Here is a 20,620-nt window from a genome sequence, read left to right on the forward strand (position 1 = left end):
GGCCGCCCCGGTGTATCAAGGAGTGAGACACTTCCTCCGTTAGGGAAATATCGCGATCTGCTATATAGTTAGCAAAGGTAATGACTCATGCTAACCACACCTCAGCCCAAGATGGACCTACGCACCGGCGCGGGCCTCGCTTCAGCGCTGCGCGTCTCATTGGCAAGACTGACCCGGCGACTCCGGCGGCAGGCGGCGGCGCACTCGCTGACGCCCACGCAGTTCGCGACACTCGCCGCGGTGGAGCGCCATTCCTCGATAACCCCCGGCGAGCTGGCCGGACTCGAGAAGGTGCAACCGCCCTCGATGACGCGCGTGGTCGCCGCCCTAGAGGAACGTGGGCTGCTCCAGCGCGCCCCGCATCCGACCGACCGGCGCCAGGTGACCGTGAGCGTGACCGAGGCCGCCCGGCAGTTGCTGAAGGAGGAGCGCGCCCGCAAGGAGGCGTGGCTGACCCAGCGGCTGATGGAGCTGACCCCCGAGGAGCGCTCGATTCTCCGGCAGGCGGCCCCCATTCTGGAGAAGCTCAGCAGGATCTAGAGCCCGAGGAGCCCGAAGAACCCAGGACCGGGATGTTCCGGTCACTCAGGGTTCGCAACTATCGCATGTTCGCGGCCGGTGGCGCCGTCTCCAACATCGGCACCTGGCTGCAGCGCACCGCCCAGGACTGGCTGGTGCTGGAGCTGACCAACGGCAGCGCCGCGGCGCTCGGCACGGCGACCGCACTGCAGTTCCTCCCGATGCTGCTGTTCGGCATGTTCGGCGGCGTGCTGGCCGATCGCTACCCCAAGCGGCCGATCCTCATCACCGCGCAGTCGCTGATGGCCGCCCTCGCGCTCAGCATCGGTGTGCTGACCATGACGGGCGCCGCCCAGGTGTGGCACGTCTACGTGATGGCGTTCACGCTCGGCCTGATCTCCTGTGTGGAGGTGCCGACCCGGCAGGCGTTCGTGGTCGAGATGGTCGGCCGGCGGGACCTGTCCAACGCCATCGCGCTCAACAGCTCGATCTTCAACCTGGCCCGCGTGGTGGGACCGGCGCTCGCCGGACTGCTCATCTACGTGCTCGGCGGAACCGGCCCGATCTTCCTGGTCAACGCGCTCACCTTCGCCGCCGTCATCTCCAGCCTGGTCTTCATGCGCAAGTCCGAGCTGACCCTGTCCGATCCGGTGCCACGCGCCAAGGGCCAGCTCCGCGAAGGGCTCAAGTACGTGCTCCGGCACGAAGAGCTGCTGATGCCGATACTGCTGCTCGCGTTCGTGTCGATGTTCTCCCAGTCGTTCTCGATGTCGATCGCGCTGATGGCCCGCGAGGTCTTCAAGGCAGGGGCGTCCTCTTTCGGCCTGGCCTCCAGCATGTTCGCCGTCGGCGCACTCGCTGGGGCGCTGCTGGCCGCGCGCAGGGCGAGCATGTCGCGCAAGGTGCTGTTCGCCGGCGCGATCGGGTTCGGGCTGTTCCAGATCGCCTCCGGCTTCGCCCCCGTCTACCCGGTCTACCTGGGGATGCTGATCCCCACCGGCATCGCGTTGATCACCATCAACACGGCCGCGAACTCCATCGTCCAGCTCGCCACCTCCCCCGAGATGCGCGGCCGGGTCATGGGCATCTACATGCTGGTCTTCACCGGTGGCACGCCTCTCGGGGCGCCGCTGGTCGGCTGGATGTCCGAGCTCGGCGGGCCCAGGACGGGCGTCGTGCTCTCCGGCGCGTTCGTGCTCGTGGGCACCGCGCTCGCGGTCCTGGCGACCAAGCTGATCGTCTCGAGGGTCGCGCGCCGGGCGCCGGCCACCGCCTGACCCGCCGCGGTGCACAATCGGGTGGCATGAGGCTCTTCGCGGCCGTGGTGCCGCCCGACGAGGTGCTCGACGAGCTCGAACACGCCATCGCGCCGCACGTCGGGCAGGTGCCCGGCCTGCGCTGGCCGGACCGCGCCACCTGGCACATCACGGTGGCCTTCTTCGGTGAGGTGCCCGAGCGGGTGCTGCCGGACCTACGGGTCCGCCTGGCCCGCGCCGTCCACCGGCACACCGTCCCGACCCTGGCCTTCACCGGGTTCGGGGCCTTCTCGTCCGCGTCACGCGCCCGGGTGTTCTGGGCCGGGCTGTCCGGTGACCCGATGACGCGGCTGGCCGACTCGGTCAGGGCGGGGGGCCGGCGGGCGGGGGCCGTACAGACTGATGAGAAGCGCTTTCACCCGCACCTCACGCTCGCCCGAGCGCGGGCGGAGATGGATCTCCGCCCGCTCGTCGCGTCGCTGTCCGGATTCACCGGCTCGACCTGGCGGGCGGAGAGCGTCCGGCTCGTCAAGAGCGAGCAGGGTGCCCAGGTGAGGTACGAGTCACTCGACGAATGGGCGCTGGCATCGCCGGCACGGGACTAGGCTCCGAACTGTGGACCGTTCTCGCTCCTGGCTGCTGCCGACTGTGCTCGGCCTCCTCTTCCTGATCGTGATCGTCGGCGCCCTGCTGGGCGGCTGACTACCAGGCGTAGTCCTCCGGCGCGGGGCGGTGCCCCGGGAAGATCTCGTCCAGCCGGGTCAGCGCCTGCTCGTCCAGCTTGATCTCCAGCGTCCGCATGGTGCCGTCGAGCTGCTCCATGGTGCGCGGGCCGATGATCGGGGCCGTGACCGCCGGCTGGGCCAGCAGCCAGGCCAGCCCCACGTGGGCCGGGTCCTCGCCCAGGTCGTCACAGAACTTCTCGTACTGCTCGATCTTGTCGCGGTGCTTCTCGAGCTCCGTGACCATGCGCTCGTTGGCCGAACGGCCCTTGTCGATCTTGCGCAGGATGCCGCCCAGCAGGCCGCCGGCCAGCGGGCTCCACGGGATCACGCCGAGGCCGTAGTCCTGGCAGGCGGGCAGCACTTCCAGCTCGACCGTCCTGGTGAGCAGGTTGTAGTGGCTCTGCTCACTGGTCAGGCCGAACGAGCCGCGCCTGGTGGCCGCCTCCTGCGCCTTGGCGATGTGCCAGCCGGCGAAGTTGGACGATCCCACGTACACGATCTTGCCCTGCTGGCGCAGGACGTCCATGGCCTCCCAGAACTCGTCGTACGGGGTGTCCCGGTCGACGTGGTGGGCCTGGTAGATGTCGATGTAGTCGGTCTGCAGACGCTTCAGCGAGGCGTCGCAGGCCCGGCGGATGTTCAGCGCGGACAGCTTGGCGTCGTTGGGCCACTCGCTCATCGCGCCGTTGAGCTTGGTCGCGAGGACGGTCTTCTCCCGGCGGCCGCCGCCCTTGGCGAACCACCGGCCGATGATGTTCTCGGTGATGCCCTCGCCGAGCTTCCACCCGTAGACGTTGGCGGTGTCGAAGAAGTTGATCCCCAGCTCAAGGGCCCGGTCCATGATGGCGTACGAGTCGTCATCCGAGGTGTACGGGCCGAAGTTCATGGTGCCGAGGCAGAGCGGGCTGACCCGGAGGCCACTGCGTCCGAGTTTCACGTAATCCATGCCTGCCAGCCTAAGTACCTGGAGTGGACTCCAGCCTAGAGGGGGGCCTTGGCCGTCATGACCGGTTTGCTCCGCGCGGCGATTCCGCTGCTGCTGTCCATGGTGACGGGGCTGGTCGGCTCGCTCGTCGTCACCGCCGTGCTCGGCCGGCACGCCACCGTCACGCTGGCCGCCTTCGCGGTGGTGACCGCCGTGCTGACGCCTGCCGCCACCGCCGTCGCGGGGGCGTTACGCGGCCTGGCGCCGTTCGTGGCGCCACACCGGGACGATCCGGACGCGGTGGTGCCGATTCTGCGGGACGCGCGCTGGCTCAGCCTCCTCGTCGGCGTGGCGGGCGGCCTGGCCGTGCTGGGCGTGCCGCTCCTGGCGGGCCTGGCCGGAGTGCCGGGCGAGGTGGTCGCCGAGATCGGCGCGCTGCCCTGGCTGCTGGCCCTCTACCTGCTGGTCTACGCCTCCGGAGGCGGCGCTACGTCGGTGCTCGTCGCGATCGGCCGCAGCCGTGGGGTGCTCTGGTCCAGCCTGGCCGGCACGGCGGTGATGATCGTGCTGGCCGTGGCCCTGGTGCCACGGCTCGGGCTCACCGGGGTGGGGGTGGCGTGGCTGCTGTCCGGCGTCGCGTCCGTGACCGTCGCGAACCTCAGTCTGCGTCGTGCCCTCGGCCGCCGGGTCGGCCAGGCCTGGCCGCGCGCCGGGGAGATCGTCCGCCTGGCGCGGGTGAGCGTGCCGCTCGCGGGGACGATCCTGATCAAGTTCGGCGGGCTGGGCGTCGTCACCTTCGCCGCCGGCCTGACCAGTCCCCGCGACACCGCCGCGCACGCCGTGCTGAGCACGCTCACCGGGTTCACCATGCTGGCCTCGCTGTCGGTGGCGCAGGCGTCGGTGCCGGAGGTCGCGCGGGCGCGCACCACGGCCGAGGCCCGGCGGGCCAACCGGACCGCCGCCCTGCTCGCCGTCACCGCGACCAGTCTCGCCGCGCTCGCGCTGCTCTTGCTCGGCGATCCGGTGATGGCGCTGTTCAGCGACGATCCAGGGGTACGTGAGCGCGTGCTCTCCCTGTTGCCCCTGATGGTGGCCGCATCCATGGCCGACGCCGCCCAGGCCGTGCAGGGCATCGGCCTCACCGCGCTCAAACGGTCCGGAGCCAGCCTGGGCTACTTCGCCGCCGGTTACGGCCTGCTGGTGTCGGCGGCCGTGCCTGTCGCCGTCACCTGGGGGATCGATGGGCTGTGGGTGGCTCTGGTGGTGGTCAACGTGCTGCTCGTCGGCCTGCAGGGGGTGGGGTTTCACCGGCACAGTGCCCGCGTGGGGGAGCCGGGCATGGGGGCGATTGGGGCATGATTGCGGCGTGGGGGAATCATGATTCGGGCGTGCGTTGTGGCGGGCGTGCTGCTCGCCGTCTGCACGGCACCGGCGTACGGTCTATCTGGCTTGTCGCCTGGTTCGGCGTCCGCCGATGATGAAAAGCTGTTCACGTTCAGGGACGCTCGGATCACCGAGTCCAGTGGGCTGGCCGTCTCGCCCAGCCACGACGGCGTCTACTACACCCACAACGACAGCGCGGCGCAGCCCGAGTTCTACGCCGTCGGCGAGGACGGGCGGACGAAGGCCACCTTCCGGCTGCGGGGGGCGGAGGCGCGTGACTGGGAGGCCATGGCCGCCTCGAAGGATCCAGCCACGGGGCGTGGTGTCCTGTGGTTCGCCGACATCGGCGACAACTTCGACGGCGCCTGGCCCGACATCTCCATCTACAAGGTCAACGAACCGCGCAACCTCACCGACGCCACCCTCCCCGCCATCCGCTACCGGTTCCGCTACGCCGACGGCGCCCGCAACGCCGAGGGCATCATGGTCCACCCGAAGACCGGCCGGCTGTACGTCGTGTCCAAGGAGTTCGCCGGCAGCGTCTACGCGGCACCCAAGAAGCTGCGCACCGGCAGGGCGAACGTCCTGCGCAAGGTCGCCGCCGCACCGCTGATGGCCACCGACGCGGCCTACGCGCCCGACGGCTCTTCGTACGTCGTCCGTACCTACTTCTCCGCCACCCTGTACCGGCCGTCGGGCGAGCAGATCAGCAAGGTCTCGATGCCCGACCTGCAGCAGGCGGAGTCCATCACCTACACCGCTGATGGAAAAGCCCTGCTGACCGGATCGGAAGGACCCAAGAGTCCCGTCTACCGGATCCCGCTGCCGGATGCCGCTCTGCCCTCGGCGACCCCACAGGCCTCCGCGTCCCCAGACCGTCCCACGACCCAGGGCACCCGCGCCGCCGAACCGGCGGCCGAGCCGGTGGGGCTGACCGGGCGCGACATCCTCATCTGGCTGGCCGCCGCCGCGGCCGCCATCGGCGGCATCACCCTGCTGGCCCGCCGCACCCGGTGATCTCGGCCCGCTCAACCTGGGACGAGTTGAGGCCGAAGACGTCGCTTATCGCCGGTGAGATCGGGCCACGCCCTCGAAGGCCGCCAGTGGCTTGATCAGTGGGTTGAGAATCTCCGCGGCCTCCTGCGTGATGACGTCGGCCGGGCTCATCACGAGCGCGCGGGGCTCCTCGGCGGCGGGTTGCTCCATGAGGGCCGAGCGTACGCCGGGTGGCAGAGGATCGTCCATCTGTTCGAGTCCAGCATGCGCCGATCGGGGCAATATTGACCTTTGCCCGGTTCGCGTCTCGTGATCTTCGTTAAATGATCTCTTTATAGCGCACGCTGGCGGGCTAACTCGCGTCGACTGATGTTTAGGAGATCCAGAAGCGCGGCACGGGGGCTTCTGGATGCTCTCAGCGCGTTCTCGCTCGCTCAGCGCTAGGTGTTGATCTCCAGCACCCAGATCGAGACGTGATCAGGACCGCATGTGTAAACCATGCGGAAGGTGTCAGTGCGGATCTCGAATGCGTTGGGGATACCGCCGTACGGCACGGCCCCGAGCGGTTCAGGTTCCTCGATCAGGTCGAGGAGGGTGTTCGCGATGGCGGTCCGTAGGCCGGGCGCTGCCTGGCGCAGGATGTCGCGTACCGCGAGGTCAATGTGGAGGAGCCGTTTCAAGAGCGCTCACTGGGGTGTCGGTAGGCCAAGGTCGGCATACAGGGCTTCCTTGCTGTCGTAGGTAATCATTTCGCGCTCGCCGCGGGCGTGTGCGGCGATCGCTTCGGTCACGTGGCCGGCCTCCAGTTCGCGGCGGGCTCGTAGTAGCTCCTCGTAGTCGGCTTCGGAGATAAGGACGGCGCGCTCCGCGTTGGATCGGCGAATGGTGGTGGGCTGGTGGCCGTGGACGGCGCGCGCTACGAGCGTGCCGAGTTGGCTGCGGGCTTCGGAAATCCCCAGTGGCTCATGCGTGGCGGTCATGCGGGTAACTCACTCCTGCGAACGGACCGGGTCGCTCTGTTCCGGTCTACGGCTTGGTGGATGTCTCCACCATACGGGAATCTGCACATCCTGCACAGCGAGTTCAACATGTACATGTTGCTCATCGGTAACCCTCATTTGGCCGATGACCTGGTACTGCTCGCGGTGCGCTGCGAAGGCGTCCGCCCTGAGCCGCCCGCCGCCTCGGCGCTCGTCAGCGACACCGGCCAGGGCTGGCATCTGAAGGCCGAGGCCCGCCGGGGGCTCAGCGGGCGGGGCTATGACCTGACCGATTACACGCTGTACGCGGTCGACCAGCGCCGCTACCACCAGGGCGACGCGAAGCGGCTGCGCATCGGCCGTCGTAACGACGACGTCGTGCAGATAGCGTTCGGCGTCGAGGCACATACGATCGACGCCGTCCGCGAGGCTGCCGGCCGGTGGCGCGAGGGTCAGGCAGCGACCTGACCGATGCAAGTCCACTTATCTGGGCCCGCGTCGCGCAGCGCGAGGCGGGCCCTGTAGTGACTTTCCGTGATGCCGGTGGCAAAAAGCCGCTCTCGGGCAGCAGGTGCGCGCGGAAAGGCGAAGTGGACCTACCTATGTCGGTGGGGCCTGCCAAGATCGCGGCATGACCATCGATGCGCTGACGCCGTTCCGCTGGCTGCAACCGCCGTACGGCGATCGGGGCAACCTGCTCGGCGAGATCTACTGCGTGACCTTGCTGCGCGGGCTCGACCCGGCCGAGGTACTGCGCCGGTTCGGCGCCCGCACGAGCACGCAGATGAGTTTCGCCGACCTGGAACTGGCGGTTTCCGACTTCACGATGGTGACCGAGGGTGGTGACGGAGGGGGTTATGTCGGAGTGGTCGCAACCGGCGATGGGTGCGCGGCGGTGGAACCGTGCGGCTGGTCGGGGACGGACGACCCGACGCTGGCGCGGCTGTCGGCCGGCACCGACGTGGTGTCCGTCCTACGGCATGACTATGCCTGCGACTACTTTCATTACGCCGCGGACGGCATGGTGCTCACGGCTTTCGACCCGACTTTTCCCGAGCGTCGCTTCGGTGCCGACACCGACCGGCTCGCCCGCCTCATGCGCGAGTTCGGCCTGCCTCTCGAGGAGAGCTCAGATGAGGACCGGGACCAACGCTTCGACGACCTGTCCGGACATGGCCTCGCGCGGATGTTCGCGATGGCGGCCCGCCTCACCGGCGTGACGTTCACCGCCGACCTGCTGGACGGACCACTCCTGGTGGGCGCGATCGCCGACCTGCCACCGCCACAAGAGCCTCGGCGCGGGACCAGCCTCGGCGTTTTACTCGAGCAACTGAAAGCGGTAAGCGGCCCTGAGTCTGCTCACGGCGCCGCCTGATCCCCATGGGCCTCCGGTACTGACTGGTGGGCTCGCCTATTCAGCTGTCGTAAGGTGTCGTTCCTGTAAGGCTTTATGGTGACGTTCCGTAGGATGCGGGCCGGGCTCCGGTGGGGGCAGGTCGCCGGTGGCGGTCATGCGGACGCCAGCGTTCTCAGGCGAAGTTGTGGGACGGAACGGAAAGGCACGCCGGTGAAAACCCCGCTCATGGGCGAGGGGCTCGTCGGTCCCGCCGCTCTTCGAGTTCTTCCGCGCTCACCGGGATGAGCATCGGCTGCCCGGCCACACCGAACATCGTGACGACGAACTCGGTCTCGGCGTCCGGGAGGTTGTTGCCGTCCTGGTAGTGGATGAGATCGCCGCCCGGCTCCCAGAACGACTCCCCGGCCTTGAGGACCCGCTGCTGTTCGCCTTCCAGCTCGAAGAGCATCTCGCCTTTGATCACGAACCCGAACGCTGGACCGGTGTGGCGGTGCGGCGGGTTGCCCTCGCTGCCCGGTGGCAGGGTGACGTGGATCGTCATCACCTCGGCGTTGTCCGGCGTCGGCGGCGCCGGCACCGACGAGACGAGCTCGATCTTCGGCGGCGGCGTGGTCGCGTTGGGGTTCTCGAGATGGTGTGCGTGTTCGTTGCCCATAGGTTCCTTCGTCCCCTCTGGTGATCTGGTGGCCGGCTACCCCGGTGGATCGTCGACCTTGATCTCATCTCCGGTGTTGGAAATGAAGACGACCAGCAGTTTCGCCGGTTCTGTCCGGCTGGTGTTCTCCGTGAGCACATGGTGGGCGCCCGGCGGCTCGACCCAGTTCTCGCCTTGGTGGTACGTACGTACTGGCTCGCCACCGAGTTGGCTGCGGAACGTGCCCTCGAGCACGTAGGCGTACACGAAAGCCTCGCCGTGCCGATGCGGCACCGCGCGTGCGCTGGGCGGGAAGTCGACGATCGCCGAGGTGAACGTCTTGCCTTCGGCATTCGGCAGCACCTGTTCCACCAGCGGCGTCACCGTCTCGGAGGGTGGCTGCGAAGCCGTGGCGGCGACCGGCACCGTGCCGGTCACCCGCTCTGCCGAGGGAGTGCACGCGGCAAGCAGGCCGACAGCCAGAAACCCACCGGCGAACCGTACTGGGATCACGGCGACTCCCTCTCCTGCTCGGCTCTTCGAGGCGACCGGGACGACCGGGAGGCGCCCCGGCTCCCGCTACCCTGTCCCGGCAGTTCGGAGGCTAACCAAGGGCGCGTTCAAGCCTTGGTGATGGTCTGGCCGGTCGAGCCGCTCCAGGACCGCACCACGACGAGCCGCATGTACGGCTGCCGCGCGGCAGTGCACGTGGCCTGGACCGCGATCCATGCGCAGCCGGCTATTCGCCTTCCGCGACCCGGATGATCGTCTTGCCGGGCGTACGGTGGGTGGGCGCGAACGCGGAGGGGGCCTCGGCGAGCGTCAGCACGGCCCCGACGATCGCGCGGAGCCGTCCGTCCCGGAGTCGCCAGGCCAGGTCCGCGAGCCGGGCGCGATCGGGTTCGACGACGAAGAAGATCGCCTGCCCGTCCCGAGGCCGGACCGTGGGTGGCGAGACGATGGTGACGAGCGTGCCGCCGGGGCGCACCAGCGCGGCCGAGCGGTCCAGGATGTCCCCGCCGATCACGTCGAACACCAGGTCGACCTGGCCGGCCTCTTCGAGGGGATCGTTCTCCAGGTCAAGGAAGACGTCCGCGCCGAGCCCGAGTGCCGTATCCCTGGCACCGCCCCTGCCGGTGCCGATCACCCGGGCTCCCGCTTCGCGCGCGAGCTGTACGGCGAGAGAACCGACACCGCCTGCGGCGCCGTGAACGAGGACGGTCTGACCGGCGGCGAGGCGGCCGTGGTCGAACAGGCCCTGCCATGCGGTCAGCCCTGAGATCGGCAGCGCGGCGGCCACGGCGTGGTCGATGCCCGCCGGCAGCGGCGCGAGATTGCGGGCCTCCACCGCGACGTACTCGGCCAGCGAGCCGTTGCGGGCCCAGTCGGTCAGCCCGAACACCCGCCGGCCCACGGTCAGGCCGGTGGTTCCGTAACCCAACTCGGCGACGACACCCGACACCTCATGCCCGAGCACACTCGGCGTTCGATCACGGCCCGCCCGATCGGCCCACGTTCCCGGCCAGTCGAGCTCACCGGGGGTGAACCCCGCGGCATGCACCCGGACGATGACGTCGTTCTCGGCGGCGTGCGGGTACGGCTCCTCCGTCAGGGAAAGCCCGGCCACCCCGGCGGCGCGGTCTCGGACGGTGATGGCTTTCATAACAGGTCCTCACGAGCAGCGGAGATCTCGGACAGCACGAACGTACCCGACTGCACCGGGCGCTACAGAGGTCATCGCTTACCTGGCTTCAGCCTTGCCGGTTGCACAATTTGATCCTGACTCGAACCTTTTCCGGTGTTTCCTCATCGAAGCAGACATGATGAAGATGATGATCGGGACCTCGCTCCTCGCGGGCTCGTTGCTGCTCACCGGCGCCACCGCGGCGGTCGCCCAGGCGAAGCCGACGCTGGGTCCCTACGGCTACGGTGCCGTCAAGCTCGGCATGACCGTCAAGCAGGCCAGGGCGACGGGGGAGGCAGCGGGGAAGACCCCGAGCGGAGGCATGTGTACCGACTGGGACCTGAAGAAGGTCCCGAATGCGAAGAACTCGGTCGAAACCTACATGTCGCCAACCGTGGGACTGGCCGCCATTTTCGCCGCGAAGGGCATGGAGACCCCCGAAGGTATCAAGATCGGCTCTACTGCCAAGCAGTTGAAGGCCGCTTACCCGCGCATCAAGAAGAACTTCCACGGCTACTACACGATCAAGGTCTCCGGCAACAAGAAGGCTTACTACAGCTTCGAGGTCACCCGCGGCAAGGTCGCCTCCTACGGCATCGCACTCAACAAGCAGGACTGCTTCAACTAGCCTTGATTTCGCGTGATCAAGGTGTGGTCGGCCGAGGTCGAACCGCGTGCTGTGGTCACCGCGCCGGCCTGGCTGTCGTGCCGCAGGTGCCACGGAAAACAGAACAGCAAGCTATTAGCAACAACAAAGTCCCCGGCCAAAGCCGGGGACTTTGTTCTGTTAGAAGTCGTCAGGTTCTTCCGGTGGTCGAAAGGGACGACCTGTATGACGGGAGTTCCCAGCGAGGCCCATCAGGCTCGCCGAGCCACACCCGCTGACTCTCGCGGGTGACCGTGAGCCCGAAGCCGGACTGATGGGGGCTGCCTGCTTCCTGCCACATCGCGATGGCCTTTTCGATCGCGTCCCATATGCGGATCGGCCCGTCCTGATGGACCACCCATCCACCATCAAGGGCCGGCCTGACGTCGGCGTGCGAACCGGTCTCGGTGTCGTCGAGTGTCAAGATGTCCCCCGCCCACGCATGCTGTGCCTGAGGAGCGGCAAGCTGGGCCACGAACAGAGCCGTGTCGTTCTTCAGGAGCGACGGATCCACCTGGGTCTCACTCGCGTCTCCGATGCCCAACTGGATCGTGTCGAGTGGCGGGGCCGCGTGCGGTCTGGCGGGCATGAAGTACACGTCGTCACTGAGGAATCTGCCGCTGGCCGTGCCGACGTCGGTGACGTGGAGATGCGCGAAGGCGACCCCTCCGGTCCAGCCCAGCATGGGGGCCGTGATCGTCCCGCCCTGGCGGACCTGTCGTACCCATGCAGGGGGGATCGTCCTTACCGCGCAGGTAGCGATGAGCCGGTCGTAGGGGGCGTCGGCCTCGTAGCCGAGCAGGCCGTCGCCCTGGACGAGCATGGGCATGTAGCCGGCCTCAGCGATGGCGGCTTTCGCGCGGGCAGCGATGACGGGGTCGAACTCGACGGAGGTCACCGCATCGTCGCCGAGCCGACAGCACATCAGGGCGGTGGAATAGCCGGTGCCGGTGCCGATCTCCATGATCTTCTCGCCTTCGCCGATCTCGGCGGCATCCAGCATCCGTACGACCAGCCCTGGAAGCGTCGATGACGATGTAGGCCGGGAGATCAGCACCGGATCGGTCGCGTCCTCGGCCAGCACACCGGCGATCTGAGTTACCCACGTCTCATCGGTGTAGGCGAGGTGAAGCCAATCTTCGGTGCTCATCTCGGAGCGCCGCACCGGCACCCAGCCGCGTTCGGGCTCGTACCTGTAGACGGCCTGTCCGAGAAACACCTCGCGAGGCACTGTCTCCAACGCGGTGCGCCAGCCAGGGGAGCCGATCGTGGCCGCCAGTTCGTGGCGCAGCTTCGCCGCCAGGCTCATGTGGACCGCCCTTCCAGCAGGGTCTCCGCGAAAGCGTCGGCTATCGCCTCCGCGTCAGGCAGCCAGCCCCATTGTCCGTTCGGGTTGCATTCGAAGAATGTCCACCGATACGGCCCGTCATTGCCTTCTCGGGCCTCTAGACCGAAGTCGAAACACCCGAAGACGAGCCCGAAGTGATCGAGGTATGCGTGCAGTGCGGCGACGACTGACGAGGGTACCTGGATGGGAGCGTGCTCCAGCTTGCTCCAGTCGTCCCGCCGCCAGTCCAGATCGCCGCCTGGACCGGTGATCTCACTGGCGAAGACTCTGGGGCCGACCACGGTCACCCTGGCATCGCTGGATTTGCGCACCTTCGCTTGAAACAGGTGGGCAGTGACGATGACTGATTCATCTACGTCCGATGGATCGACTTCTTCGGCCCAGATTGTTGCCACCTCGCCGCCAGGAGCCGAAGGCACGCCCCGGAAGGACTTGTAAATGATCGGTTTGTGCTCCTGTACGAACTCGTTCACGGCTTTGAGGTCATTGGTGATCAGGGTCGCCGGCACATCGAGCCCGACCTCCACAGCCGCCTGCAACTGGGCGGGTTTGTACTCGCTGCGGTCATTGCCGAAGGGGTGGTTGACGTACCGGCACTCAGGAAGGCTGGTCAACAGGCCCTTGAGACCCTGCCTTGCTTCGGCGACGGCGAACTTCCGTGCCTGCGGCTCCAGTTCGTCGAACCGCCAGAGGGACGGGCGACGATAGTAGACCGCTCGCACATTCTCCAAGGGGACGTCCCGGCTGGGAGTACGCAAGCGCCCTGTCCACTGCCTGCGATCGGCCCCGATTCTTCCGCTGAACGTCAGATCGGGGCCGATGTCGGCAGGATCCACCCGTACGACTACTGCCCCGCGTCTATTGAGCGCGGCGATGACCAGATCGGCGGTGGAGTCCTCCTCGCAGGTGATCACCATGACGGTGTTGCGGGTAGACGCCACGTACTAGTCCGTTTCGTTGTCGGTGGGGGAGTCATCGGCGTGCTGAGGGGCGTTCGTTGCCCCATCGTGGGGACGGCTCATGGAGACCGATGCGTAGGTTCTTGAGGAACCTTCGCCGCTCGTTATATCGATGGTCGCGCCTTTCTCGTCGTAGAAGATCGCCAGTTGTGTTTCGGGATCGAGTCGCGTAGCGACCCACGGACGAGAAGCTTCGGGCAGGTTTTCCGTTGTCCTGCTCATGCCCCAGGGTCGTGCGGGCTGATCTTTCGTCGCGCTCATCTGAGCCTCCTGAGAATGGGGACCGTTCTCCTCCCAACGATAGGTTCATGCCAGAAGTAAGACCATGCGCGGAAGCTGTTTGTGGCGCAACAAAACAGAACAGCAAGTCAGTGGTACGACAAGGTCCCCGACCGAAGTCGAGGACCTTACTCTGTTAGAAGTCGAATTCGCCCTTTTTAGCGCCGTCGATGAAGGCGTCCCAGACTTCGGGGCGGACAATGAATGGGGGTTTCTCGGGGGTTTCGGAGTCGCGGATGCCTACACGCCCGCCGGACAGAGGTGCAACCTCCAGGCAGTTGCCGTTGTTCGCGCCCGAAGCCTTGGCCTTCCGCCAGTCGGCGTGGGACAGTTCCTCACTCATCTCTGTACCTCTTCTGCATCTCGCGTATCACGTCCCGGGTGACGTGGAGGGGGTGCGCCCATGCGCGGATCGTGTCGTACCTCAGGCTAATGCTCTGCACCTGCTCTATACGATCGGTTACTTGGCCGCTTGACGCAGATTCCAGGTAAGCCCAGTCGCGCCCTTCGGGGAGTTGAGCGATGGCGAAGCCCCCGAGCAGGCCCGTGGTCATCCCTGCCGCAAAGGGGACGACCTGTATGGTGATCTTCGGATGATCCATCAGTGATGCCAGGTGTTCGAGCTGTTCGTACATGATGCTGCTGGTGCCGATGGGGCGATGCAAGACTCCCTCGTCTATTACAGCGGCGAATATCGGGGACGTAGGCCGGCCGAAGATGGCTTGCCGCTTGAGCCGGGCCTCAAGCGCCTGCTCCACTTCCTCTTCCGTCGCGCCTGGCACGCCGCGCAGAACCACTCGGGCGTAGTCGGACGTCTGTAGTAGGCCGGGGAAGACCAAAGGTTCCCATGTTCGGATGACGCGGGCAGCCGCTTCGATTTTCGGCCATGCCCGGAACCATGCGGGGGCGGCCTTCGGATTGATTTCCTTCCAGAGCGCCACAAGCTCCCCGTTGAGCCCCAGCGCCTCCTCTGCCGTCGTGACGAACGATTCCGGAATAGGTCGCTTCGCACGCTCGAAGTAGCCGACCATCGTCCCTGAATATCCGACTTTGGCGCCCAGGGCTTCTAGCGACCAGTTCTGGGCCGTGCGCAGTTTGCGTAGCTCTCGGCCAAAGGCGATTTCAGGAGATAGATCCGGAATTGCCGACATTTCGGCTCCGTTCGACGGGGGCGACAGGAGTTGTGATGGGTCGCAACAATGAGGGCGACACGATCGTTCGATGGTGTTATTGCGCGCCAGTTCCGAAGGTAGCTGGTCAAAGGCATTCTTGGAATGGCTCTTGAAAAAGAGTCAAGCGCGGTCCGGCGGAACAGAACATCGCCCTACCCCTTGATGTTGCAACGTGGCTCGCCCCCAAACACGGACATGGTCGGTGAAATTGCGATGAATCACGAAATGTTGGGAAGAACGGCCGAAGAGGCTCAAGCGAACCCTGTCCGCGAGCCGATCAGCGACGTCGTCGCGGGCCGGCATGACGAAGCGCTGGCCAAGCTACGAGTACTGCTCAGGCGCGGGATGCCTAGCCGCACGGTCGAATGGCTCCGGCTCACGCTCAAGTCCGCGTACTACCCCTCCAAGCCGATCAGTGCCTTGGATCGGTACCCGCCAGAGCTGCTGGTCTTTTCCTCTCAAGGGCGGCGAATCGCTACCGTACGGATAGCGCCGCGGTCGGGCGCGTACATCGTGGAAGTCGCTCAGACCGGGCCAGACGATGTTGTCCTGCCCGACAGGGTGACGCTTGTCCCCGGCGATTCTCCGGGCAAGGCCGCTGCGCTGATCCCGGGCTACCTACCATGAACTGCGAAGACCTCGAAGCGCGGTACGGCCGGGAGTGGAACATCCATCCCCTGCGCTGGGGAGTCGCGGCGGTCAGGAAGCGCGTGCCCACCCCCGAGCAGTTCGCCCAGGGCTACCTCTACGCCCTGATCGGCGCGAACCCCGATGACCTGGCGAGCCACCTCGACCGACAGCCGGACCAGCGTCCTACCCAGGGTGACGCCGCATGGTGGCGGTAATCCCAGCCGGCCGGTGCGCCAGCTCTTAAGGGGTCCGAATGACCAGAACCCGGGCAAAGGTCTCAGGGTTCGAGGTCGGCGAGGTCCTCGTCGGTGAGGTGGATGGCGGCCGCGGCCATGTTCTCCTCCAGGTGGGCGATGGAGCCGGTGCCGGGGATGGCCAGGGTCACCGGGGACGTGGTGAGCAGCCAGGCGAGCGCCACCTGCGCGGGAGTGGCCTGGTGCCGCTCGGTGACTCGGGCCAGGCGGGCAGGGTCGATCGGGCGGAAGCCGCCGCCGAGCGGGAAGAAGGGCACGAACGCGACCCCGTCGGCGGCGCAGGCGGTCAGCACGTCGGCCGAGTGGCGCTCCTGGACGTGGAAGCTGTTCTGCACCGCGGCCACGGGAGCGATGGTGCGGGCCTCGGCGAGTTGGGCGGCATCGACGTTGCTCACGCCGAGGTGTCGGATCAGGCCCTCCTCGCGGAGCCCGGCCAGGACCTCGAAGCGTTCGGCGATCGACTCGCCGCCCGGCTCGGCAAGGCCGCCGACCCGCAGGTAGACCAGGTCGAGGCGGTCCACCCCGAGGCTCGTCAGGTTCTCCTCGACCAGGGCCCGCAACTCGCCTGGCCGGGCTTGCCGGCTCGGCACGCCCTGCTCGTCCTCGATCGGCCCGACCTTCGTGGCGATGACCAGCCCGGCGGGGTAGGGGTGCAGTGCCTTGCGAATCAGCTCGTTCGCCGCGACGCCCTCGTGGCGGTAGAACGACGCGGTGTCGATGTGGTCGACGCCGAGCTCGACGGCCCTGCGCAGCACCGCTATCCCGGACTCCGGGTCGCGGGCCGGGCCGGTGAAGGTCTTCCTGGGCAGACGCATGGCACCGAAACCGAGCCGGCGCACCGGGAGGTCGCCGCCGAGCTGGAACATGTTCTCTGTCATAGCCTCAGCCTCGTCGACCGGGCGCCTCGGGCTCAAAGCGGTGGCAAGAAGCTGCCATACACTGAGGCCGTGGTCATCACCGTACGCGGCGACACGGAGCTCGTGGCCAGGGCCTACCCCCTGTTCGCCTCGGTCAAGGACGACTTCGTGTGCGCGGCGCGTGATCTGACCACGTGGGCGCAGCCTGAGGCGCGTGAGGCGGTCATCCGGCGGCTGAGCGGGGGCGGGCCCCCGCCCTTCAGGGTGCGCAAGCTGCTCAGCCCGGCCGCGCTCGCCGACGAGGACGCCCGGCGGCACCTGTGGGAGGTCGTGGCACAAGGCGCTGAGGTGCGGATCAGCGCCTCCCCGCTGCCGCACGAGACGATCGTCCTCGACCGGTCGTTCGCCATCCTCGCCGAGGTCGCGCCCCCGTTCGGCGGGCCGAGGGAGTACACCGTGACCGACACGCCGTCCGTGGTGGGCGGCGTCCGGATGCTGATCGAGGCGGCCTGGAAGGCGGCCACCGAGCTCGACGCCTACCTGCGCTCCGACATGCCGCAGCTCGACGCCGATGGCCAGGCCGTGCTGCGGATGCTCGGCGGAGGCCACACAGACGAGTCCGCGGCCCGGCAGCTCGGCCTGTCGCTGCGCACCTACAGGCGGCGGGTGGCCGACCTGATGGCCCTGCTTGAGTCCGGCTCCCGCTTCCAGGCCGGGATGCGCGCCGGAGAGCTCGGCCTCACCGGCTGACCGGTCGCCGTGCCGATCAGGGCTATCGCAGGATCCGTCTCGCCGAGGGAGACCCGGTGCGGTCGTGTTCGACCTGGGCCGCGATCTGGCGGCCGATGTCACGCAGCCCGGTCACCTGATCGGCGCCGAGCACGTCGAAGACATACCGCCGCACTGTCTCGACGTGGCCGGAGGCGGCTTGGTGGAGCACGGCCATGCCCGCCTCGGTGAGTGTCGCCTCGATGTAGCGGCCGTTCCCGGTGGAGGGCGCTCGTGCGATCCAGCCGCGCTGCTCCAGGCGCTTGGCCACGTTGGACAGCCGGGAGACGGAGCCGTTCACGTGCTGGGCCAGGTCGCTCATCCGCATGCACCGGTCGGGCGACATGGACAGCGAGGAGAGCACCAGGTATTCGAAGAGGGAGATGCCGCTGTCGCGCTGGAGCTGGGCGTCGAACTCGCCCGGCAGCTTGATCATCAGCCAGGCCAGGGAGATCCAGGCGTCATGCTCATCCGGCGACAGCCAACGCGGTTCGTCCTGACCCTCCATGCGGCCGATCCTATCCGCCCAGGCAGGCCGGACCATCCGCTCACCCTGCGGGCACCAGGGAACGGAGCTCCTCGAGCATCTCGATCTGCGTGGCGATCTCATCGGGCGGCGGGAACGCGAACAGAACCCCGGTGAACCCACGCTCCCGCAGTTGCTCGATGTCGTCGGCGAGCTGCCGTGGGGCGCCGCGAAGGAACGGGCGGTCCCCGCTGACCGGCTTGGGCTCCATGGGGTGGTTGGTCTGTGCCGTCACCGTGAGCGCGGCCGGGTCTCGTCCGAGGCGCTCAGCGGTTTCCCAGAAGCGCTTGGCCTGCGCGGTCACCCCGTCCAGGGCCCAGGCCATCGGCGTGATGCCATCGGCGATGCGGGCGGCCCGGTCGATGCCGCTGTCGGAGATCGTGCCGACGGTGATCGGGATGTCGCCGCGGACGGGCTTCGGGTTGATCTCGGAGGCTTCGATCGTGTAGAAGCGGCCCTCGTACTCCACAGGGTCGGGTCCCCAGCAGGCCCGTATCGCCGCGATGACCTCGTCGAAGCCGGCGCCGCGCCGCTTCATGGGCACGCCCGCGGTGGCGAACTCCTGCGGCATCCAGCCCTGCCCGAAACCGGCGAGGACGCGGCCACCGCTGAACTGGTCGAGCGTCGCCAGCCTGCGGGCCAGCACGACCGGCGGGTGGAACAGCGGGTTGATGATGCTGGTGCCCAGAGCGATGCGGCTGGTGAGCGCCGCCACGTGACTCAACGTCTGTAGCGGCTCGAAGGTGGTGCGGTAGATGTCGGGGAGCCGCTCCAGGGTGCCGTCGGGGCCGGGCATCGTCGGTGCCATCGGGCGCAACAGGCGTTCGTAGGTCGTGATCGAGTCGTAGCCGATCCTCTCGGCGGCTTGGGCGATGGTCGTGATGTTCGCCGGTGAGGCGTGGACCCCCGACACGGGCAGCATGATGCCGAGCTTCACAGTCGCTCTCCTGTCAGTGCGGCGCTACTTGGGAGAGCCGAGCCTAGGTTAGTTCAAGGATGAAATCAAACTTGAAATGAGTGGCGAGGGGCAGAGTCACGGGCGGCGCATGGTGGCGGTGAACATGTCGCCGCGCAAGGCCTGCTCGACCACGGCGATGGAGCGGGACAGGCGTACCAGCCGGGGCCCCTCTTCCCGGTAGGTGTCCAGAACGGCCTCGATGGCGTGTGGCGGGAGGTGGCCCTTGAGCTCGACCGCCGCCCTTCGGTAGCCGGTGCGGGCCGCCTCGATGGCTGAGTTGACGTGGTGGTTCGCCATCCGGGCCAGGGCGATGGGGTGCCGCCTGAGCACCTCGTAGGCTCGGTAGTCCGGGGGCACCGCGTCGAGCAGCCAGGCAACGGCCGAGGTCTCCCAGTCGGGGACGCTGGGTGGCCGGACCTCCGCGGGCCATTCTGGCGGGACGTACATGAATCCATCGTACTCATGTTCGATTCACCGGCCCAGATTGGAGGTCAGTGGTGGTGGAAGGCGCCGCTTCGGGATGCCTTGCGGTGGTCGAGGGCTGAACGCGGGGGCACACTGGCCTGGTGACGGAGAAGATCGGAGTCGTGGGGGCCGGGATCGTCGGTCTGGCGGTCGCCCGGGAGCTGGCCGTGACGCGGGGCGCCGAGGTGACCGTGCTGGAGAAGGAGGGCCGCGTCGGCGCGCACCAGACCGGCCACAACAGCGGCGTCGTGCACGCGGGCATCTACTACCCGCCCGGCTCGCTCAAGGCCAGGCTCTGCCGCGAGGGTGTGGCCCTGCTCAAGGCCTACTGCGCCCAGCACGCGCTGCCGTACGACGAGGTCGGCAAGCTGGTGGTGGCGAGCACGCGGGCCGAGCGGCCGCTGCTGGCGGCGCTGGCCGAGCGGGCCAGGGCCAACGGCGTGCCGGACCTCGCCGAGCTCGACGGGCTGGGGCTGCGCGAGATCGAGCCGCACGCGGTCGGCGTCGGCGCGCTCCACTCGCCGCGGACGGCGATCACCGACTTCCCGGCGGTCGCGCGCCGGCTCGCGCTCGACGTGGCAGAGCTCGGCGGTTCTGTACGGCTGGAGCATCCGGTGCAGGGCGTCAGGGAGAGCGCCGGCGGGGTCCAGGTGGTGGCGGGGCGGCGGCGGTTCGGCTTCGACCGGCTGGTGGTCTGCGCGGGTCTGGGCACCGATGCGGTCGCCAGGATGGCCGGGATGCCGGGGGACGTGCGGATCGTGCCGTTCAGGGGTGAGTACTACGCGCTCGACGGAAAAGCCAGGGAGCTGGTGCGGGGGCTGATCTATCCGGTGCCCGATCCGCGCTATCCGTTCCTGGGCGTACATCTGACCCGGCACCTCGACGGCGAGGTGCTGGTGGGCCCGAACGCGGTGCTCGCCACCGCCTACGAAGGCTATAAATGGCGAAATTTCAGTAATTTTCCGGCAATTGTCCGCTGGCCCGGCACCCTCCGCCTGGCCCGGCGGCACTGGCGTACCGGCGTCAAGGAGGTCTACGGCTCGCTGGTCAAGGGCGCCTTCCTCGACGCCGCGCGCCGCTACGTACCCGAGCTCACCGCCGCCGACCTGCGACGGGCCGAGGGCGGCGTGCGCGCGCAAGCCGTCGCGAGAGACGGCGGGCTGGTCGACGACTTCGCGGTGGACGTTCAGGGCAGGGTGGTTCTGGTGCGCAACGCCCCCTCACCGGCGGCCACGTCCAGCTTGGCCATCGCCCGGCACATCGCCGGAATTGTCCCAGCACCCGTCCGATGAGTGCATC

28 protein-coding genes are annotated in these 20,620 nt (G+C 67.8%); 12 read left to right on the forward strand and 16 right to left on the reverse strand.

All coding sequences use genetic code 11. The annotated features are described in order from the left end of the window. Window positions 1–87: 87 nt before the first annotated feature. Genes IEY87_RS40460 through thpR form a run of 3 tightly spaced genes read left to right on the forward strand, consistent with a single transcriptional unit; the run spans window position 88 to window position 2,380 of the window. Entirely contained in the window at window positions 88–540 is a 453-nt protein-coding gene (locus IEY87_RS40460) for a MarR family winged helix-turn-helix transcriptional regulator (protein ID WP_189144175.1), read from the forward strand. A gap of 32 nt (window positions 541–572) precedes the next feature. Further along, window positions 573–1,796 carry an MFS transporter gene (locus tag IEY87_RS40465; RefSeq protein ID WP_189144176.1) on the forward strand — a complete coding sequence of 408 codons (1,224 nt, stop codon included), beginning with the start codon at window positions 573–575 and terminating at the stop codon, window positions 1,794–1,796. A 26-nt stretch (window positions 1,797–1,822) separates the two neighbouring features. Continuing rightward, window positions 1,823–2,380 carry an RNA 2',3'-cyclic phosphodiesterase gene (gene thpR, locus IEY87_RS40470; protein WP_189144177.1) on the forward strand — a complete coding sequence of 186 codons (558 nt, stop codon included), beginning with the start codon at window positions 1,823–1,825 and terminating at the stop codon, window positions 2,378–2,380. Window positions 2,381–2,477: 97 nt separating this feature from the next. Here thpR and IEY87_RS40475 read toward each other — a convergent pair whose 3' ends face one another. Continuing rightward, a complete protein-coding gene (locus tag IEY87_RS40475) occupies window positions 2,478–3,446 on the reverse strand; it encodes an aldo/keto reductase (protein ID WP_189144178.1) in 969 nt (322 codons plus the stop codon). A 57-nt stretch (window positions 3,447–3,503) separates the two neighbouring features. On the opposite strand from IEY87_RS40475, the gene IEY87_RS40480 reads away from it, so the two are divergent. Both IEY87_RS40480 and IEY87_RS40485 read left to right on the forward strand, forming a co-directional pair. Continuing rightward, window positions 3,504–4,784 carry an MATE family efflux transporter gene (locus IEY87_RS40480; protein ID WP_189144179.1) on the forward strand — a complete coding sequence of 427 codons (1,281 nt, stop codon included), beginning with the start codon at window positions 3,504–3,506 and terminating at the stop codon, window positions 4,782–4,784. An 18-nt stretch (window positions 4,785–4,802) separates the two neighbouring features. Continuing rightward, window positions 4,803–5,825 carry a hypothetical protein gene (locus IEY87_RS40485; RefSeq protein WP_225278138.1) on the forward strand — a complete coding sequence of 341 codons (1,023 nt, stop codon included), beginning with the start codon at window positions 4,803–4,805 and terminating at the stop codon, window positions 5,823–5,825. Between the two features lie 45 nt (window positions 5,826–5,870). On the opposite strand, the gene IEY87_RS40490 is transcribed toward IEY87_RS40485, so the two are convergent. From IEY87_RS40490 to IEY87_RS40500, 3 genes are all read right to left on the reverse strand, one after another. Beyond that, a complete protein-coding gene (locus IEY87_RS40490; RefSeq protein WP_189144180.1) occupies window positions 5,871–6,053 on the reverse strand; it encodes a hypothetical protein in 183 nt (60 codons plus the stop codon). 191 nt (window positions 6,054–6,244) lie between these two features. After that, entirely contained in the window at window positions 6,245–6,484 is a 240-nt protein-coding gene (locus IEY87_RS40495) for a hypothetical protein (protein ID WP_189144181.1), read from the reverse strand. A 6-nt stretch (window positions 6,485–6,490) separates the two neighbouring features. Continuing rightward, window positions 6,491–6,784, reverse strand: a complete 294-nt coding sequence (locus IEY87_RS40500; protein WP_189144182.1) for a type II toxin-antitoxin system Phd/YefM family antitoxin — start codon at window positions 6,782–6,784, stop codon at window positions 6,491–6,493. Window positions 6,785–6,892: 108 nt separating this feature from the next. Here IEY87_RS40500 and IEY87_RS40505 point away from each other — a divergent pair, with 108 nt between their 5' ends. Together IEY87_RS40505 and IEY87_RS40510 are read left to right on the forward strand one after the other, a co-directional pair. Beyond that, a complete protein-coding gene (locus tag IEY87_RS40505; protein WP_189144183.1) occupies window positions 6,893–7,252 on the forward strand; it encodes a hypothetical protein in 360 nt (119 codons plus the stop codon). Between the two features lie 163 nt (window positions 7,253–7,415). Next, entirely contained in the window at window positions 7,416–8,159 is a 744-nt protein-coding gene (locus tag IEY87_RS40510; RefSeq protein WP_189144184.1) for a DUF6461 domain-containing protein, read from the forward strand. Between the two features lie 205 nt (window positions 8,160–8,364). On the opposite strand, the gene IEY87_RS40515 is transcribed toward IEY87_RS40510, so the two are convergent. The 3 genes from IEY87_RS40515 to IEY87_RS40525 form a co-directional block, all read right to left on the reverse strand. Continuing rightward, on the reverse strand, window positions 8,365–8,796 hold the full coding sequence (locus IEY87_RS40515) for a cupin domain-containing protein (RefSeq protein ID WP_189144185.1): 432 nt from the start codon (window positions 8,794–8,796) through the stop codon (window positions 8,365–8,367). 36 nt (window positions 8,797–8,832) lie between these two features. Next, the gene (locus IEY87_RS40520; protein WP_225278137.1) at window positions 8,833–9,213 is read right to left on the reverse strand and encodes a cupin domain-containing protein; all 381 of its coding nucleotides are present in this window, start codon (window positions 9,211–9,213) and stop codon (window positions 8,833–8,835) included. Between the two features lie 301 nt (window positions 9,214–9,514). Continuing rightward, window positions 9,515–10,438: an NADP-dependent oxidoreductase gene (locus IEY87_RS40525; RefSeq protein WP_189144187.1), complete on the reverse strand. Its 924-nt coding sequence runs from the start codon at window positions 10,436–10,438 to the stop codon at window positions 9,515–9,517. A gap of 157 nt (window positions 10,439–10,595) precedes the next feature. Here IEY87_RS40525 and IEY87_RS40530 point away from each other — a divergent pair, with 157 nt between their 5' ends. Then, window positions 10,596–11,087 (forward strand): hypothetical protein, encoded by a 492-nt coding sequence (locus IEY87_RS40530; RefSeq protein WP_225278136.1) that lies wholly within the window; start codon window positions 10,596–10,598, stop codon window positions 11,085–11,087. Between the two features lie 169 nt (window positions 11,088–11,256). Here IEY87_RS40530 and tgmC read toward each other — a convergent pair whose 3' ends face one another. The 5 genes from tgmC to IEY87_RS40555 form a co-directional block, all read right to left on the reverse strand. Then, window positions 11,257–12,414: an ATP-grasp peptide maturase system methyltransferase gene (tgmC, locus tag IEY87_RS40535; protein WP_189144188.1), complete on the reverse strand. Its 1,158-nt coding sequence runs from the start codon at window positions 12,412–12,414 to the stop codon at window positions 11,257–11,259. Then, entirely contained in the window at window positions 12,411–13,394 is a 984-nt protein-coding gene (tgmB, locus tag IEY87_RS40540) for an ATP-grasp ribosomal peptide maturase (protein WP_225278135.1), read from the reverse strand. The genes tgmC and tgmB overlap by 4 nt, the downstream gene beginning before the upstream one ends. 3 nt (window positions 13,395–13,397) lie before the next feature. Further along, window positions 13,398–13,673, reverse strand: a complete 276-nt coding sequence (gene tgmA / locus IEY87_RS40545) for a putative ATP-grasp-modified RiPP (RefSeq protein ID WP_189144189.1) — start codon at window positions 13,671–13,673, stop codon at window positions 13,398–13,400. A gap of 154 nt (window positions 13,674–13,827) precedes the next feature. Beyond that, the gene (locus IEY87_RS40550; RefSeq protein ID WP_189144190.1) at window positions 13,828–14,034 is read right to left on the reverse strand and encodes a DUF397 domain-containing protein; all 207 of its coding nucleotides are present in this window, start codon (window positions 14,032–14,034) and stop codon (window positions 13,828–13,830) included. After that, window positions 14,027–14,842, reverse strand: coding sequence for a helix-turn-helix domain-containing protein (locus IEY87_RS40555; protein ID WP_189144191.1), 816 nt, complete (start codon window positions 14,840–14,842; stop codon window positions 14,027–14,029). The genes IEY87_RS40550 and IEY87_RS40555 overlap by 8 nt, the downstream gene beginning before the upstream one ends. A 216-nt stretch (window positions 14,843–15,058) precedes the next feature. Between IEY87_RS40555 and IEY87_RS40560 the strand changes: the two genes are divergently transcribed. Beyond that, on the forward strand, window positions 15,059–15,490 hold the full coding sequence (locus tag IEY87_RS40560) for a hypothetical protein (protein WP_189144192.1): 432 nt from the start codon (window positions 15,059–15,061) through the stop codon (window positions 15,488–15,490). After that, entirely contained in the window at window positions 15,487–15,708 is a 222-nt protein-coding gene (locus IEY87_RS40565; protein WP_189144193.1) for a hypothetical protein, read from the forward strand. Before IEY87_RS40560 ends, IEY87_RS40565 begins: the two co-directional genes overlap by 4 nt. Window positions 15,709–15,770: 62 nt before the next feature. On the opposite strand, the gene IEY87_RS40570 is transcribed toward IEY87_RS40565, so the two are convergent. Next, window positions 15,771–16,625 carry an oxidoreductase gene (locus IEY87_RS40570; protein ID WP_189144194.1) on the reverse strand — a complete coding sequence of 285 codons (855 nt, stop codon included), beginning with the start codon at window positions 16,623–16,625 and terminating at the stop codon, window positions 15,771–15,773. A 69-nt stretch (window positions 16,626–16,694) separates the two neighbouring features. Between IEY87_RS40570 and IEY87_RS40575 the strand changes: the two genes are divergently transcribed. After that, on the forward strand, window positions 16,695–17,354 hold the full coding sequence (locus IEY87_RS40575; protein ID WP_225278134.1) for a helix-turn-helix transcriptional regulator: 660 nt from the start codon (window positions 16,695–16,697) through the stop codon (window positions 17,352–17,354). A 22-nt stretch (window positions 17,355–17,376) separates the two neighbouring features. On the opposite strand, the gene IEY87_RS40580 is transcribed toward IEY87_RS40575, so the two are convergent. The 3 genes from IEY87_RS40580 to IEY87_RS40590 form a co-directional block, all read right to left on the reverse strand. Further along, entirely contained in the window at window positions 17,377–17,880 is a 504-nt protein-coding gene (locus IEY87_RS40580; protein ID WP_189144195.1) for a MarR family winged helix-turn-helix transcriptional regulator, read from the reverse strand. Between the two features lie 40 nt (window positions 17,881–17,920). After that, a complete protein-coding gene (locus tag IEY87_RS40585; RefSeq protein ID WP_189144196.1) occupies window positions 17,921–18,835 on the reverse strand; it encodes a TIGR03619 family F420-dependent LLM class oxidoreductase in 915 nt (304 codons plus the stop codon). Between the two features lie 96 nt (window positions 18,836–18,931). After that, entirely contained in the window at window positions 18,932–19,303 is a 372-nt protein-coding gene (locus IEY87_RS40590) for a hypothetical protein (protein ID WP_189144197.1), read from the reverse strand. A gap of 116 nt (window positions 19,304–19,419) precedes the next feature. Here IEY87_RS40590 and lhgD point away from each other — a divergent pair, with 116 nt between their 5' ends. Next, window positions 19,420–20,613 carry an L-2-hydroxyglutarate dehydrogenase gene (lhgD, locus tag IEY87_RS40595; RefSeq protein ID WP_225278151.1) on the forward strand — a complete coding sequence of 398 codons (1,194 nt, stop codon included), beginning with the start codon at window positions 19,420–19,422 and terminating at the stop codon, window positions 20,611–20,613. Window positions 20,614–20,620: the final 7 nt, after the last annotated feature.

It is taken from the genome of Nonomuraea glycinis (assembly GCF_014646515.1).
GTDB classification, from domain to species: Bacteria; Actinomycetota; Actinomycetes; order Streptosporangiales; family Streptosporangiaceae; genus Nonomuraea; species Nonomuraea glycinis.